12 protein-coding genes are annotated in these 16,242 nt (G+C 54.4%); 4 read left to right on the plus strand and 8 right to left on the minus strand.

The annotated features are described in order from the left end of the window. The first annotated feature begins 8 nt into the window (after positions 1–8). Positions 9–1,154, plus strand: a complete 1,146-nt coding sequence (locus tag SH528x_RS34530; protein WP_442507961.1) for a helix-turn-helix domain-containing protein — start codon at positions 9–11, stop codon at positions 1,152–1,154. Between the two features lie 334 nt (positions 1,155–1,488). Here SH528x_RS34530 and SH528x_RS34535 read toward each other — a convergent pair whose 3' ends face one another. The 7 genes from SH528x_RS34535 to SH528x_RS34565 form a co-directional block, all read right to left on the minus strand. After that, on the minus strand, positions 1,489–3,510 hold the full coding sequence (locus SH528x_RS34535) for a hypothetical protein (RefSeq protein ID WP_442507962.1): 2,022 nt from the start codon (positions 3,508–3,510) through the stop codon (positions 1,489–1,491). 11 nt (positions 3,511–3,521) lie between these two features. After that, on the minus strand, positions 3,522–4,250 hold the full coding sequence (hisA, locus tag SH528x_RS34540; RefSeq protein ID WP_442507963.1) for a 1-(5-phosphoribosyl)-5-[(5-phosphoribosylamino)methylideneamino]imidazole-4-carboxamide isomerase: 729 nt from the start codon (positions 4,248–4,250) through the stop codon (positions 3,522–3,524). Between the two features lie 76 nt (positions 4,251–4,326). Beyond that, positions 4,327–5,571 carry a Glu/Leu/Phe/Val family dehydrogenase gene (locus SH528x_RS34545; protein WP_442507964.1) on the minus strand — a complete coding sequence of 415 codons (1,245 nt, stop codon included), beginning with the start codon at positions 5,569–5,571 and terminating at the stop codon, positions 4,327–4,329. Positions 5,572–6,049: 478 nt separating this feature from the next. After that, the gene (locus tag SH528x_RS34550) at positions 6,050–7,090 is read right to left on the minus strand and encodes a zinc dependent phospholipase C family protein (protein WP_442507965.1); all 1,041 of its coding nucleotides are present in this window, start codon (positions 7,088–7,090) and stop codon (positions 6,050–6,052) included. 144 nt (positions 7,091–7,234) lie between these two features. Further along, positions 7,235–7,960 (minus strand): hypothetical protein, encoded by a 726-nt coding sequence (locus tag SH528x_RS34555; RefSeq protein WP_442507966.1) that lies wholly within the window; start codon positions 7,958–7,960, stop codon positions 7,235–7,237. 380 nt (positions 7,961–8,340) lie between these two features. Beyond that, positions 8,341–9,369: a mechanosensitive ion channel family protein gene (locus SH528x_RS34560; protein ID WP_442507967.1), complete on the minus strand. Its 1,029-nt coding sequence runs from the start codon at positions 9,367–9,369 to the stop codon at positions 8,341–8,343. Between the two features lie 227 nt (positions 9,370–9,596). Beyond that, positions 9,597–10,526: an SRPBCC family protein gene (locus SH528x_RS34565; protein WP_442507968.1), complete on the minus strand. Its 930-nt coding sequence runs from the start codon at positions 10,524–10,526 to the stop codon at positions 9,597–9,599. 471 nt (positions 10,527–10,997) lie between these two features. Here SH528x_RS34565 and glgB point away from each other — a divergent pair, with 471 nt between their 5' ends. After that, positions 10,998–12,980: a 1,4-alpha-glucan branching protein GlgB gene (gene glgB, locus SH528x_RS34570; protein WP_442507969.1), complete on the plus strand. Its 1,983-nt coding sequence runs from the start codon at positions 10,998–11,000 to the stop codon at positions 12,978–12,980. Between the two features lie 54 nt (positions 12,981–13,034). Continuing rightward, complete coding sequence (locus SH528x_RS34575; RefSeq protein WP_442507970.1) at positions 13,035–14,087, plus strand: BPSS1187 family protein; 1,053 nt, start codon at positions 13,035–13,037, stop codon at positions 14,085–14,087. 19 nt (positions 14,088–14,106) lie between these two features. Here the strand turns inward: SH528x_RS34575 and SH528x_RS34580 are convergent, their stop codons facing one another. After that, positions 14,107–14,991 (minus strand): hypothetical protein, encoded by an 885-nt coding sequence (locus SH528x_RS34580; RefSeq protein ID WP_442507971.1) that lies wholly within the window; start codon positions 14,989–14,991, stop codon positions 14,107–14,109. A 379-nt stretch (positions 14,992–15,370) separates the two neighbouring features. On the opposite strand from SH528x_RS34580, the gene SH528x_RS34585 reads away from it, so the two are divergent. Continuing rightward, positions 15,371–16,219 (plus strand): class I SAM-dependent methyltransferase, encoded by an 849-nt coding sequence (locus SH528x_RS34585; protein WP_442507972.1) that lies wholly within the window; start codon positions 15,371–15,373, stop codon positions 16,217–16,219. The last annotated feature ends 23 nt before the right edge of the window (positions 16,220–16,242 follow it).

Here is a 16,242-nt window from a genome sequence, read left to right on the forward strand (position 1 = left end):
ATTCACTAATGAGATACGCATTCCGGCTTGCGGAATTACTTGGGCATACCCCGGACCGGCGTAAGCGTCCAGGCACGATCAAGTCCATTGTGGAACACACGGGTCTCGATCGGCACCAAGTGGCTTCGCTGTTAAAAAATGAGGCAAAGTACATTCCGTTGGATGCACTTTCGCGATTGTGCGATTACTTGATTGATCATGGTTACGCGACGGCCGACCAGCTGCCAGGCGCGTTATTCCAAATCAATGCCGAAAACTTTTGGGAACTGCTCGCTCGCCGAGGCGACATTGAAATCGTCATTGGCGTTCGCCAAAACGATGGCGATGACTCGCCCGAGAACGCCACCGTGGTCGCCAGCGACTCGGTCTTATTCGGCGAACTACTCAACGGCGTCTCCACTCTCGGGGGGGCCGCGAAACACAAGTCGACCGTCGAAAACGAGGACGGCAAAGTTCCTGACGTACCGATGCCAGACCGTTTGCAACAAACGTTGGTTTGGAGCCCGGGTCAGGTCACGCTCGAAGATGCTCGCGAACGAGCAACCGAAGTCTTTGAAGGTTTCGTCGAAGCGACCGGCGACCGTGGCTTGGTGTGTATCGGCAGCGTGAAGAGTAATCCCGTTGTTGAGCTGATGTTTTCAGACGCATTCGGATGCACTCCGTTTGTGACCGAAGACGATGTCGATGACGTCTCGGCTCGCTCGTGTCCGTTCTTCCTTCGCTACCGCGATAGCGATCCTAAGCCGGGTGCCGCATCCGCAGGGGTGCGATTGAGCAAGAACGAAGACGCTCCGGAACCAGGCTTCTACTACGAAAAAGATGACGGCACTTGGGCCTACGCAGGTGGCAAGGGCAAAGATTCGGCATTGGTGTTCTACATCTTCCGTGAAGCCCTCGGGCGACTCGATATGGTGCTGAGCGGTTTCTCGGGTCGAGCCACGCGATTGCTGGCGAAAACGCTGGCAATTCGCGGCGAAGAATTCTGGCCACCCGTTTACGAGCATGGCGGGATGCAAGTCGGAGCCTACTTGGTTCAGTACGAGAACACGGATACGAAACCGAGTCGCGACGATCTGCTGTACAACCCCGGCGGTGCGGCTCAGATCATGCCGCTGTCGCGGAAAGCACTCGAGCGACGTCTGTCCAAACGATAGACAACGAAACCAACCAAAGCGACGCGATGAAATATCGCGTCGTTTTTTTTTGTGGGATAGGCTTCTGGCGTAGGCTCGCGGCTTAGTCTAGTAGCGAAACTCGCGCGTGAGTTTCGGATGCTGGGCGTATCCAACGAAAGTCTTGAGGAGTTCTGCGACGCCCGATTGCTGAACGAAACTCTTGACGGCTTGTTGATTTAATCCAAATGTAAATCACAACGGTGAGCCGTGGGCCGTAAGGCACCGGGTAGTGCGCGGGACCCGGCCGCTGACGCGTCACGGCTCACTAAATCAACAAGCCGTTGACGAGTTTCGCTACCTAAGGACGATTGTCTTACAGCCCCCAGGCCTCGTTGAAAAAGCCTTCCGCTCTAATCTTGCCGGGGAAGATACTGTCGTCTTCGGCTTGCACGTCGATGACCGCCCAATCGGGAAGCATCGCGATTTGACGCGAGTTGCTGACGTTGGAAAACTCTCGAAATGTCATCCCGCTGTTGACGACCACATACTTTGCCCGATTCTTGGGATTGGGATAACAAAAAGCCACGGCATGCGTGGCCGGATCAAACGTCTTGTCACCGACGGTGATCTTTTCCTTCGTCCACTGGATTGGCAGCTCGCGGCGGATCCGTGCGAGGTAACGGTTACTGAAAAAATCACCAAAGCAAATCAGATGGTTGTTTTTGATTTGATCATCGGTCAGATCAACATCGTTGACCACTCGCACATCGCCACGCATCAATTCACGCCAACGCTGTTGAGCGTATAGCTGCTCGCGATTGACCCAGCGTTGTACTTCGCCATGCGTCGCGGGCCGCGTCGGCAAAACGAATAAGAATCGATCGCAAAAAGCGTCATCGATCGGGCCCTGCAATCCAGGCCGCTTTCGCAACACGTTTGACTCGGACACGTCAATGCTCCACTCGCCATCAGTGCGAACCAAACGGCATTGCCAGCCCGGCAATTCACTTTGATCGGGAACCGTAAAACGTCCGCCATCGATGATCAGATCCACATCTCGAGAAGCAGGCGGCCAGGCGGATTTGCGAAAATCGAATTCCAGATGCGTCACGCCTTCGGTCTTAACAACCAAGCGATCCTTGGCAGCAATCTTGGCTTTGACTTTGCCCGCCGTCCAGTGCTCTTCGAGTCCCGTCACGCTTAGCCAATCCGCTTTGGCATAGCGGGTGGTGTACGTGATAAATTCGATCTCGCCGCGTGGCCCAGACACCGGCTCAGACGCGATGGCCGCTAGCTGACGATCAATTTCCGCGATCGAAACATCGTTGACTTTGTGAGCCATTTTGGCCCCGATCACATACGGAAATTCAAAACCGGCCTCCTTCGCCGCAGCGACTACACGATCAGCCGCCTGCCTCTGCTTGTCGACTTCACCGCTGTAGGCCACCGGATGCGTGTTCTGTAGGTTTGTGACCCACGGCAGCACGTCGTACCAACGAAGCAGTTTTTGCCGCACCGGATCGATCTCAAACGGCGGGTTTGTCTGCCAACCTTGATAGACAATCGAATCCACAAATCCGGCTCCTGGATTGGCTGCAAACCACTGAAACGGATCATGGACGGCCAAGTGCCAACACCCGGCACCGCCCATCGAAAACCCTCGAATCGCAATGTGATCGCGGTCAATCGGCAAGATTCGCTCGCTATGACGGATCGCCTCGTAAACGTCGGTTTCGCCAGCGAACTTGAATGCGTTGCAGTGACGCCCAAACGGATGCAGCACAATCGTGTCCGCGGGCGCATAGGTGCCCACCTTGCTCATCCGCTCGATCAGAAACGGGATCTCCGTCTTGGTATCGCCACGCCCGTGCAGCCACACATCCAAGCGGTGCGGCGTTGTCGCCCCCAGTTGGAACCCCGGCGGGATCACCAAACCGTACGGCTGGACCGAGTCGTCGACATCGGAAACAAAACCGCCGACCACCATTTGAGGCTTGTCGCTACTGCGAACGGAGACACCCAACAGTGCCAACCCGCGGGTTCCGGATTTCGCTGCCGCGAGCCGCCGCTCTGCTTCGTCGAGTAGCTTGGCAGCGTCCTTCGTCTCGGATGCTTTGTAAAAACGATCTTGCGTAATCGCCAACCGAACCGCTCGGGTCAGTACGCGAATGTCGGGCTGCCAACTCGCTGAGTCCTTCGAGGCCTCGGCCAACGTTTCGAGTTGTTTTTCTAATTGATCAACGCGAGTCGCCAACGCCTCGCTGACCTCAGCGTCGATCTCGATCCCGGGCGGAGGCAACTGCTTGTAGTTGTCAGCCAAGACGACTGACGAAGTCCCGACCGCGATGATAAACGCAACGCAGCGGAAACACCGCTGAATTCGCAGACAATTCATATCACTGCCCCCTACAAATCGTTTGCGATTTTGACGACGTCTTCTAAGTTCATCGCGCCGTCATACAAGGAGCGTCCAATAATCGCAGCCGGCATGTCCATTTCCACCAACTGACGTACATCGTCCAGCGTCGTCACTCCGCCGCTAGCGACAAGCGGGATATCGGTGGCCGATGCCATTTGGGCAAGCCCTTCAAAATTAGGGCCACTCATCATTCCGTCACGCGCAATGTCGGTGTAGATGATTGCGGCAATGTTTGCGGTTCGGTTACGAAGGTCTTGAGCCAATTCAATTGCGGGTGTCGTGCTGGTTTCTAACCAACCATCGGTGGCGACCATGCCATCGCGAGCATCGATGCCGGCAGCCAATTGCCCCGGATAGCGATCGCACATTGACGCGAACCACTCGGGCTGTTTCAGTGCTTGCGATCCCACGACCAACCGAGCCAGCCCGAGTCCTAACAACAGCTCAATAGCGGCTTCGTCACGCACGCCGCCACCAAGTTGACAGGGCAACCCGGTCGCCTCGACGATCCGTTTTGCCGCATCACGATTCCGCTCAGGATCGTCGCCACGAGCGGCATCAAGGTCGACCAAGTGCAAACGTTTTGCCCCAGCGTCTTGCCATCGCTTGGCAAACTCGACGGGGTCGTCACCAAAGACGGTTTGGCGATCGTAGTCACCCTGTTTCAGTCGGACCGGTTTGCCATGACGCAGATCAATTGCGGGCCAGATTTCCAAAACGATATCCTCTCGAAGAATCGATATTTTTAAACATATATGTGTATTGGTTATTTGTATTAGATAAAACGTAAGGCTAGGAGGTAAGCCCGGCCAATTCGGCGGCTCGACGGACCCGTGTGATCCCGATCATGTAGGCCGCGATCCGAAGCGAAACGTTGTTTTGCTGAGCGGTCTGCCACACGTTCTCGAACGCTTCGTTCATGGTGTGATCCAGTTCCTGCCGAACACGATCCAAGGTCCATCGATAGTGCTGGCGATTTTGGACCCATTCAAAATAGCTGACCGTTACCCCGCCGGCATTCGCCAAGATATCGGGCAAGATCGTGACCCCTTTTTCTTGCAAGACTGAATCGGCTTCGGGATCGACCGGACCGTTGGCCGCTTCGATGATGATCGAGGCATGAATGTCGTCGACGTTATTAGCCGTGATCACGCCGCCCAGCGCAGCCGGAATCAAGACCTTCACATCCTTCAAGCTCAACAGCGCATCGACGGGTAAACATTCGCAGTGTTCGTAGCCTTCGAGCAATCCCTTGGGATGATTCAGCTTGTGACGCAGGACTTCGGAGATGTTCAATCCATTGGGATCGTAATAGGTGCCAGTCAAATCGCTGACCGCGATGATTGGAAATTCCGATTCGTACAAAAATTTGGCGGCATGAGTTCCCACGTTCCCGAAACCTTGAATCGCAGTCTTGGCCGAGCCTGGCTTGATGCCCAACCGTTTACACAATTTGACGGTTAGCGAACCGACGCCACGGCCGGTGGCCTCTTCGCGCCCACGGGCACCGTATTCTTCGACCGGCTTTCCGGTGATCACCGCAGGGTTGAAGCCATGATACTTTTCCCATTGGTTACGAAACCACGCCATGACTTGATGATCGGTCCCCATGTCGGGGGCGGGAATGTCCGTATCGGGACCAACGATATCATGAATCTGGTCAACAAAGGCACGGGTCAGACGCTCGATTTCTCGCTTGGACATTTTCGAAGGATTGACACCAATGCCTCCTTTTGCACCTCCATACGGCAAATTAACCACCGCGGTCTTCCACGTCATCAAACTGGCCAGAGCTCGCACTTCGTCCAAATCGACTTGCGGGTGATACCGCAAACCACCCTTCATGGGCCCACGACTGTTGTCGTGCTGGACGCGAAAACCGACGTAATTGGCCAGCGATCCATCGTCACGTTCAATGGTGACTTGGACCTGAACCTCGCGGCTAGGCATTAACAATGCTTCACGCAGTGACGGTTCTATATTGAGATGCTCGGCGGCTGCATCAAAAAAGATCTGAGTCGATTCAAACGCTCGCATCGGCGTGTCTCCATTTTTGTGAGGGGGGGTCGCCCAGCACGGTTGAAAAATTGATCATCGAAATCACTGCCGACCACGCTCGTTACGCATGGTGCAAAACCAGTACCGAAGTCCGCGCTGCGAGCGTCCAATCTGAGCGCCCAATGCGATCCACCATTGGCACCCCGCAGGTGCTTTTTTAGCGGGACGCACTAACCGCCCGCTGTTTTCCCTGCGTATTGAACTCGCTGCCGCCGGACGGTATTCGGAATATTGTTAGGATACCAAGTTCGCCACCTCGAGTGATGGGGAGCGCCCGGCAACCATCCTTCCCCAAAAATGAAGTTCTGCTGAGGGAATGAGCAAAAAACAAATGTCCAGATTCGAGTAGGGCCGGTTCCCACCGGCCGTCCTTGACGGCTCGATGGAGTCGGCCGGTAGGAACCGGCCCTACGCTCTGTCAACGCTTCAATAGACAACCGCTAATTCCCATTCGATGCTATGCGGCACGTCGGTAGGGCATTGCGATCGGCGTCTCGGCCGGTCGGTCCGCAGGCTTATCGACGCGAGTTACCGTTTCGCGAGATTGCAGTCGCCGCTGACGCTCTTGTTTCCAGCGTAACTCGTCGTGATAGATTTTCACCACACGATGGACGATATCGACTTCGGCTGGCAAATGGCGTCTTAGCTGCCCCGTACGTTGGTACTCTTCGACCAGACTCTCAAGTTCGTCTTGAATCCATTTTGACTCGATCCGGTTGCCCCAAAGACGAAGCGGCGTCTTGATCGTCGCCGCAACGAAAGGCCGCAGTAATGAAAACGCGGGGAGCGAGTCACCACGGATTTGTTCGGCTTCGCTCGCGATGCGTTCCAGCACACATGCCCAACCGGTGACAGTCAAACCCACCAATTCGGCCAGTGCAGCTCGCGAAAGATCATCGAACGCGGCAGCTCGATTGCCGACACTCTTTTCCAAATCGTAATGGTTGATCAGGACATCATATTTTTGATTCGCAAAGCGAGCGCCATGCAGGATCGCTTCGCCAAGCCAACCGGGATTCTCGGCGAGCTGAAAAACAACCTGTAACTCGCTGTGCTTCCAATCCTCAAAAATACTTCGGTAGGATGCTTGAACACTCCATTCGATCGGCTGATGCAGCACGCGTTCTCGCTCACCATGTGCCGTGTGCAGCGGTTGCAGTGGGTCAGTGAAATAGTGACTCAGTACACCCGCCGCATGTGCCGCGTCGGCCCAACGCTCGGTTCGCAAGTACTTCATCAAGCGGTCATACCACTGGTGAGCCACGCGTGGAGCGCCACCCCAGTATCCTTCGCTGACGTGAACGACGTGATTTTGATAATCACGATAACGGTAATCAGGATCGGTCGCTCCGCGGAGATAATGATCATGATAGCGCAGCAGCAACTGCGTCAAACGCTTACCGCTGTCGGTACGGATCAAGGGCAGCGCATCGATGGCGAAAAAGTGGTGGGTGTTGCGACAATGAACGGCTCGCAACAACGAAAGCAGTGGATTCATGATTCGGCAAACCTTCGTGGAACCAAACGCAGGCCAAAGATGCTGCAAGAAGGTAACGCAGTTTGCCGATTTTACGCGGGCGATTGCAAGATGAATCTGCGACGAAAGTCTCGCAGAGCGAGACGAATCACCCAGACGACTGCATTAGCGTGGTTTGGAACGAATGATGTCGCGTGTATTCCAAACCAATCGCATCACTTGTTCAGGACGCGGGTCAGGTGCGACGCAGGTGAAATAGTCCGCATCGATACCGAGCAGTCGTCGACGACGATCCGAAATTCCTGGGTCCACATCGAGAAAGCTATCAGCCATCTCAAAATCGCGATCCCACAGAACCGCGTCGGTTAACCGTTCGATCAACGTTTCCCAACGCGGCAGATCATCCGAAGTCACTGCGGGAAAGGCAGCTGGATCTAACGCCAACTCAGCTTCACTGTGAAAATCTTCGCCAGGCTCTGCAGCACGAAACAACGACTGGTACGCCGCCAACACTAAACTTCGCCACGGTGCGATATCGGTGACACGCTCGTGGTCAGCGTTTTCACTGTACAAATCAATTTCGATTGCCACCTGATCGCGAACTTCGACATAGATCGCCGCAATCGCCGCGTCGTTCGCAGCAGACAACGGCATCACCGTTTCAGTGTCGGTCAACAGATAGCGGGCAATATCGTGTAACAAACCGATTCGTTGAGATGCATTCAGCGAATCGTAGACGGCAATACCGGTTTGGCATTCCGGTGCCATCGATGATTCATCCTCATCATCAAGATGCAACAAAATTGCATCGATCATCGTATCGATAGCGAGACTGACCAACGTTGCTTCGCTGGCTCGTAAAGTTCGATCTCCTCGGCTGGTGTGCCACATGCTCCGTCTAGCTCCCTCGTCCCTGCTCATCACGATGACCGTCAACGAGGCCTAACGATCGACGTTAAACGCTGCACTGAAAATCGAGAGTGTGATGATGCTGATGTGTACCACTGAAAAGTGGGCGTCATCATAATCGCTCTAGCAGACGCAAGGGTTGCTGATTTGGAAATTTTGTCCCAAAGCGATTTAAGTCGTTTGCTGGCTTAAACCTAGAACGTTTGCTGAACGAGCGGTGTTCACACAGCCCATGATGTGTGAACGACCCGCCGTCATCTACTTTAGTTGCGTTGCGGCGCGAGCCACCCGCGTGCGGCAAGTAAAACGTTCAAATTAGACCGGGCGGCTTGCGCCGCACCGCTACTGAGAAAACGTGGAATTTACGAGGCGTGAGGCATCGCGTGTCCGTCGCCGGCACGTCGCAGCGGACGAACACGTGGACGCTGGAACACTGCTTCTTCGGCCCCGTCCGCTCGGTTGATGTGAACATCCAATTGAGGAAACGGGATGCTGATCTCGTTGTCATCAAGATGACGCTTGACTTCCACGGTCAACGCTTCTTTTAAGCGAAAAAACTCCTTCGATGGCACCCACATACGGACGAGCCAGTCGACTGAACTCGCCCCCAGATTACTCATAATGACGGCATGGCCCCGCGATTCGCCTGGGATGAACTCACCTTCGAATTTCATAACCGCCGCTGTCAGTGCGGCACGCGTCGCATCAATATCGGCGGCATAAGCGACCCCCACCGGCACCTCGACACGGCGATGGGCATGGTGGCTGATATTTTCAATGGTTCCGCCCGAGATTGAACTGTTGGGAACAATGATTCGGCGGTTGTCAGGAGTATCAAGCGTCGTAGTGAACAAATCAATTTCATTGACCTTGCCCATCACCCCGGCGGCGTTAACGACATCGCCCACTTTGAACGGACGAAAGACCAACATCAATACACCGGAAGCAAAATTACTGAGCGTGCCTTGAAACGCCAAACCGATCGCAAAACCGGCGGCGGCAAGCATCGCGGCTAATCCACCCAGCGGAGCGCCCATCTTGGACAACACCGCCCCGACCACGCCAAACATGATGCAGTAAAAGACGATCCTGCCTACAAAAATCCCCAACGTTTCGTCGACGCGGCGGCGTACCGGCTTGCTGATGATCCGCGACAGATAACTGGCGACCAAATAGCCAAGAAAAATGACGGCCAAACCGATCGCGGCCAGAAATAACTGTGGCACTAGGTGCAATGTGGTGTACTCCATCACCCCCGACACGTCGCCGTTGGTCATGTCGCCAATGAATTCGTGGGTCGCCTCGGTAAAGGATACGCGTGGGCCATTGTTGACTGCATCCGCCACGATTGGTTCTGCTGAGTTGGTCTCTTCGACTAAACCGTTATCCACAACGAAATCCCTTCCTAATAAATCTGAATGAAGAGGACCTGCTCGAACGAGGGGCACTCTCCGCCGCTGCTCACGGCCCATCAGTGTAGGTATAGAAAAAGACACTATCACAAGTAAAGACGAACCCAATAGGCGTGAAACAGAACACGCGTGTTTGCTATCAAAGTGAAATGCAGCCGCGCTTTTTACTAACCTGTGCCAGCCTGCTTACCTTAGAGAGCATCCGTTTACTTTACGGGCAAAAAGATATCGGTGATCCGATCACGCGGGGGCGTGTCGCTCGGGGCGTTGCGATAGATTTCGTATGCGTTTTGGCGAAGCACTTTTAACTTTTTGTAACGAGCGTATTGGTAAGCACCGCTCCATGCGTTCCCCAAATTTTCGTAGCTGCCGATATGCCGAACGCGCAGTGCATTTCCAGCAGGCAGATGACAGTGCGTTAATCCGGCGGCCATTCCATCATCCTCGGAAACCGCGTAGCCACCCGTGAAGGAAAACTCGTTTTGCTTAAAATCGCAGGGGTGATACACGCTGACCATGGGCGCATCAATCGACACTTCGGCCTGTTTCAATTTCTCTTCTGTTAACGAAAAAACACGCTCCATCGCAGGCCCCATGTTATTCGGCGGAGCTGCATCGCGGACACCGAAAACATCAATCGAAGAAACCGACTCGACACCATGAACTTCGATTTTCGAAAGCACTTCGCCGGTCTCGAGCTGTTCACGCAACATTTTCAGCCCGCGGTCATAGTCCATGCCGATCATGGTTTGCATGTTGGCCCGCATCCAAAACAAGAACCACGGCAAACTGCCCTGCATTCGCCAAGTTACCCTGGTCCCCGCATCAGTCGGTTCGAAATTAAAGTCGACCTTCGATTTCGACTTGAACGGCTTAGTGAAGCGAATCTCTTCGTTGATTTGACGGGGGTGATCGAGTTTTAAATGCTCAATTTCCCCGGCGCCAACAACATCCCCTTTCCAGCGATAAATCGACCCCACGGAATTTGGATTGTCGGAAATCGTTACCACCGCGTTGGGATCGATTCCCAACCACGGCGACCACTTTGTCCAGCTGCCAAAATCAGCAACACAGTCGAACACCGTTTCGGGCGGCACCGCTATCTCAATGGACCGAGACACTTCAAAAGCAGCCATCAGCGAAACTCACTCTAAGCAGGTGTGCGAAAGGAAACGAGCACGACACCCAAGTCTAACATGATTGAAAACGGAAGTCCGCACTCGCCGCAGTCAGCCAATCCCAGAATGGGTCTCACCCAAACGCCGCAACGATCAATCCGATCGCATACGTTTGTCTAGTTCACAGATTTGGCTGGGACGATGCCCTGTTGCCGGGGCCGCAGTCTGACTCGCTTTGAGTCGCGGTCCCCATGTGGCGGCCATCAAGCCACTAAGGCGAATCTAAGCGGAACTGTCAATCCGAGTCTAAAAACGGTGCATTCCCGGTATCCCCCCGCTTGAATACCGTTATTTTAAAAGGGTCTGAAAGAACACTCCGACGCTCGTCAAACGGCTTCGAAAGCCCCCTGAGTTTTGCCCTTTAATTAAATGAGAGTTCACGCGATGTCAGCCAAGCCCCCAACGTCGAACGAACCTGCGGCGAAAGCCATGTCCCAAAAACAAACCACCGCCCCAAAGCAAACAGCGCCCGTTTTGCAACAAGCCTCGGCACCTCAAGCGACTCCGTCCAAGCCCACCGCTCCACTGACTCAGCGGATGCCGGCAGCACCTGTGACCCACGTTCCGCAATCGACAGAGCGCTACCACTGGCTCGGCGCCCATCTGGAAACACGCGACAACGTCGAGGGTGCCCGCTTTGCAGTGTGGGCTCCGAACGCGACCGAGGTCAGCGTGTTGACCGACGGCAACGGTTGGCAACACGGTGCGGATTGGCTGACCGGCAGCGACTCGGGTGTTTGGACCGGCTTTGTCCCCGGGGTCACGCATGGCACGTCGTACAAATATGGCATTCGCACCAAACATGGCGAAGTCCTTCACAAGGCGGACCCGTTTGCGTTTTACGCCGAGCATCCTCCGGCAACCGCCTCAATCGTGTACGACATCGATCAATACAAATGGGCCGATGACGCTTGGATGGAAAAGCGAAGTAAGAGTGAGTGGCTTCGCGAACCAATGTCGATCTACGAAGTTCACCTGCCGTCATGGAAACGACCTTGGGACGGACGGCGCTACCATGGATATCGTGAGTTGGCCGAAATGCTGGTCGAGCACGTCAAATCGCTTGGCTTCACGCATATTGAATTGATGCCGATCACCGAGTTTCCCTACGATGGTTCGTGGGGCTACCAAGTCACCAGTTACTTTGCTCCGACGAGTCGTTTTGGAGAACCAGACGACTTCCGCTTCTTCGTCGATTACTGCCACCAAAACGGCATTGGCGTGATCATGGATTGGGTTCCAGCCCACTTCCCTTATGACGCACACGGCTTGGCTCGTTTTGATGGCACGGGGTTGTATGAACATGACGATCCCAAGCAAGGTTTCCATCCCGATTGGAAAACCCACATCTTCAACTACGGCCGTCATGAAGTCCGCGACTTCTTGCACGCCAGCGCTCGATTTTGGTTGAAGGAGTATCACATCGATGGGCTGCGAGTCGACGCGGTCGCATCGATGCTGTATTTGGACTATTCACGAAACGATGGCGAGTGGGTACCGAACTGTTTTGGTGGCAACGAAAACTTTGAAGCCATCAATTTCATGAAAGAGATGAACACACATCTGCATGCCGACTTTCCTGGCACGGTGATGTTTGCCGAAGAATCGACATCGTTCGGCGGTGTTTCTCGGCCCGTTTACACCGGTGGTTTGGGCTTCGGAATCAAATGGGACATGGGATGGATGCACGACACGCTGGAGTACATGCAACGTGACCCCATCCATCGCAAGTACCACCAAAACGAACTGACCTTCCGTTCGGTTTACGCGTACAGCGAAAATTTTGTGCTGCCACTTTCACATGACGAAGTGGTTCACGGCAAAGGATCGCTGATCTCGCGAATGCCTGGCGATGATTGGCAAAAATTTGCCAACATGCGATTGCTATTCGGCTACCAGTACGCAGTGCCGGGCAAGAAGTTGATGTTCATGGGCTGCGAGTTTGGCCAGTGGTCTGAGTGGAAATATGAAGAGCAGCTCGATTGGGCGTTACAAGAACACCGATTCCACGGTGGTTTGCAGCGTTTCGTAGGCGATCTGAACCGCCTGCACAAAGATTATCCGGCATTGCATGAACTGGATTGCGACCCTGCCGGGTTCTCATGGATCGCGGCGGACGATGCAGCCAAGAGTATTTACACGTTCTGCCGCACATCAAGTGACGGCCAACAAGTCGTCGTCGTGGTCAACTTTACGCCGTCCACGCACGCGAATTACCGCGTCGGAGTCCCTGATAAAGGGGCGTATGTCGAGATTTTGAACAGCGATGCAGAAGTCTATGGAGGCAGTAACTTCGGGAATTTGGGGGCAAAAGAAACGATTGACGAAGAAAGTCACGGTCGTCCACATAGTCTCGAGCTGAACATTCCGCCGCTAGCGATTATGATGTTGACACTCGACAAACCTACCTAACCCGCTTCGTTGGGTTAGCCCCTCCCCTACCCCAACCTGCTTGCTAGGCGTTTTATGAGACTTTGCTGCATTGCTGCGTCCTTGAGTTTGCTCGTTTGTTTTTCGACCGCGATGGCAGCTCCGCCATCGTTTGATGACCCGAATCCTCAGCACTACAAAATCTCGACTCGAGCGAGCGAGATTGATTCGCGAGTGAAGGCTCATCCGGAAATCAACTTCCTGATTGAAACGGACAAAGGCAAACCCGCCGATCTGCAACATGCCTCAGTCGACACTCGCGTCGCCCCTCGGGGCGAATTGGTGATTTGGTTGATGGGGCACAACAGCGGCCTGTTCGATCGGGTGAACAGCTACGGGCTGCACGCGATGCAAGTCCATTATGCGAACAAATGGTTTGGAACTTGTTGTCAAGAAAAACCGGTCAGCGAACATTGCCGTGGCGATATTCGATTGGAAGCCGCGACCGGCGAAGACTTTAGCGACGAGGTCGATATTCCCAAGCCCGATGGCATGATGCAGCGTGCCTACCAATACGTAAAATGGCTGGCCAAAAAACATCCGCAAGGCAAGTGGGAACAATTCCTTAGCGAAGACGGCAAGGACCTGCGTTGGGACAAGGTGATCATCTCCGGATCATCTCACGGTTCCACCACCGCCGCCCGCTTTGCCAAACATGTCAAAGTGGCTCGCGTCGTGGCGCTGTGCGGCCCACGAGACCAATATCAATCGTGGCAAGCGTTACCATCGGCAACACCTGAGAATCGCTACTTTGGCTTCTCGCATGTGCTTGATGGTGGCTGGACAGCCGACCACTACTGTCGCAGCTGGGAGTTGATCGGGATGCACAAGTTTGGCCCGATCGTGAACGTCGACAAAGTGAAATCCCCTTATCAAAACACGCGTCGGCTGATCACCGACTTTGATGTCAAGGGAGATGCCAATGCGGCTCACAGCAGTGTCCAGCCTGGCAGCCGGGCTTACAAAGACAAAGCAACCGGCAAATTCATGCACGAAGATGTGTGGCGTTACCTGTACACGCACCCGGTGGATGTCGTTGGCGAACCCACGGCGATGGACAGCAGTTGCAATAAAGAGCAAAAGCAGTAGCCCGAGGACACCGCTGCGACTACAGCAGCAGGATGTCGAACATCAGCGAGACGGTCACAGCGTCGTCGGTTCCGAGCGTTGCCGCCGAGCCGACGTTGTGCTGGATCGTGGGCATGTCAGCAAAGTAGGTGACACCGATGGTCATCCCGACGTCATAGCCACAGAACTGATCACGTGTCGTGAACTCGGTCTCGACCGTGTAAGTCGTCTTGCTGAGCTCTTCACTAAAGCTGGCGGGGAACGCAGACGGGGTTGCCCAATAGTTGGCGTCCATGTCGTAGATACCCACGTTCAGCTTCAAATTACTTGCTCGTCCTAACAGGTATCCGTCCCACCCCGTGACCACTTTACCGCCTTGGAAATCGGTATCGAGCTCTTCTTTGAACAAACGCAGCGAACCGTCATCGAGTTTGAAGTCTTGGTCGAACGCCATCAAGCTATACGCCAACCCGGCGGAGAGTCCGCCAAAGCGAGTTCTCCAAGTATCGCGAATGACAAGGTCACCCCCGTAGTGTTGAACATCGCTATCGAAACGTGGCGAGGCTCCGGATCGCAAAATATTGGATCCATCCATCGGATTGGGAAAGTTGATATCGCCCGTGTTTTCGTCGCTTGATGATCCAGCGAACGCATAGAAAATGTTGGCTTCGAAACTGGTTCGAGTCCCGAGTGCCCGGCGAACGGCGTCGAGTCTCACGATGCCGCCGAACTGATCTTGGTCGTCAAAGAATGCAGATCCACCGCTGCTGTTGGTTCCCATTTGATATTCAGGAAGCGACGCGATCCAAGCACCTTTGCTAAGTGTCAGGTCGAATGGAGAATCGCTAATCGTGCTCTGACCGTACGACTGACTCGCGGTACAAACGGCCAAGCCCAACAGGAGGTATGAAAAAAGTATTCGCATCGTTTGGTAAACCAGCCTATTTTATTCTCAACAATCAAACGGTAACGGCGACCTGGCCTACGTTTGCTATCGAACATTGCTGAAAAGAGATGCAGTTTCTTCACATAAGAACGTGCCGACATTACGATTTCCGAATCGGCTGATGTGTTTTGTGTTGACACTAGGCACTGAGCGTGTCGAATCGTTTGTAACGATTATGAATCACTTGACGAATGCAATCGCCACACCCCCCGACGGAGGACAGGCGGTAAATAGCGTTCAGCGGCAAAATCATTTTTATCCGTCCAAACCGATCCCACACGCAAAGTCGCACGTTTTGCAAGCTGTCCCCCTTTTCACCCTCGTTCATTTTTCCTTTATCTTTGAACCCAGGCGTTCCGTGACATCGACTTCCGCAGCCCACGAACATGAACGGCCACGCTTTACGTTTGGTAAGAATTGGCGATCGTTTCTAGAGCGACTCGATGATGACCGGGTGGCCGAAGCCGAGCGATCGCTACAGCAAATGCTTGGTAATCAATCGCTTGTCGGCAAACGACTTTTGGATATTGGCAGCGGCAGCGGCCTATTCTCACTGGCGGCCCACAATCTGGGCGCCGACGTGGTCTCGATCGACTACGACCGCGACAGTGTCGGGTGCACCCAAGAATTGAAGCGACGGTTCGCCGAGCACGCATCCAATTGGCAGATCGATCAGGGCTCGGTCCTTGACGAAGCTTGGATCAAGTCGCTTGGTACGTTCGACATCGTCTACTCGTGGGGCGTGCTGCATCACACCGGCGAGATGGATCGCGCAATCGAAATTGCCGCCAGTGCAACCCAACCAGGCGGCCACCTTTTTCTGGCGATCTACAACGACCAAGGCGGGGCGAGTCGACGCTGGCTGAAGATCAAACAGACTTACAATCGTTTACCCAAGCCACTGCGGCCTGTGTGGGTGCTGGCAATCGCGTCGTGGTACGAGTGCAAGTTTGCGCTCGCACGGCTTGCTCGTTTCCAAAACCCCTCGCCGCTGAAAGACTGGCGAGCGAAACGCGAGGACCGCGGCATGTCGGCTTGGCACGACTGGGTCGATTGGATCGGCGGTCTGCCGTTCGAAGTCGCCAAGCCGGAACGGATCATCGTGCCGCTACGGCAACACGGTTTTGTGCTCAATGAACTCAAAACCGTCGGCAACGGCTGGGGATGTAACGAGTACGTGTTCGAGCGACTGGCAACGAATAAGTGAAATGGCTCGTTGCCTGTAGTGGA

Source organism: Novipirellula methanifontis, from assembly GCF_052161655.1.
GTDB lineage: Bacteria > Planctomycetota > Planctomycetia > Pirellulales > Pirellulaceae > Novipirellula.

Bases quoted from the DNA above. Each gene is read 5' to 3' on its own strand.
- SH528x_RS34530 (WP_442507961.1), top strand. From the start codon at position 9: ATGAGATACGCATTCCGGCTTGCGGAATTACTTGGGCATACCCCGGAC.
- SH528x_RS34535 (WP_442507962.1), bottom strand. From the start codon at position 3,510: ATGAATTGTCTGCGAATTCAGCGGTGTTTCCGCTGCGTTGCGTTTATC.
- SH528x_RS34545 (WP_442507964.1), bottom strand. From the start codon at position 5,571: ATGCGAGCGTTTGAATCGACTCAGATCTTTTTTGATGCAGCCGCCGAG.
- SH528x_RS34550 (WP_442507965.1), bottom strand. From the start codon at position 7,090: ATGAATCCACTGCTTTCGTTGTTGCGAGCCGTTCATTGTCGCAACACC.
- SH528x_RS34555 (WP_442507966.1), bottom strand. From the start codon at position 7,960: ATGTGGCACACCAGCCGAGGAGATCGAACTTTACGAGCCAGCGAAGCA.
- SH528x_RS34565 (WP_442507968.1), bottom strand. From the start codon at position 10,526: ATGGCTGCTTTTGAAGTGTCTCGGTCCATTGAGATAGCGGTGCCGCCC.
- glgB (WP_442507969.1), top strand. From the start codon at position 10,998: ATGTCCCAAAAACAAACCACCGCCCCAAAGCAAACAGCGCCCGTTTTG.
- SH528x_RS34575 (WP_442507970.1), top strand. From the start codon at position 13,035: ATGAGACTTTGCTGCATTGCTGCGTCCTTGAGTTTGCTCGTTTGTTTT.
- SH528x_RS34580 (WP_442507971.1), bottom strand. From the start codon at position 14,991: ATGCGAATACTTTTTTCATACCTCCTGTTGGGCTTGGCCGTTTGTACC.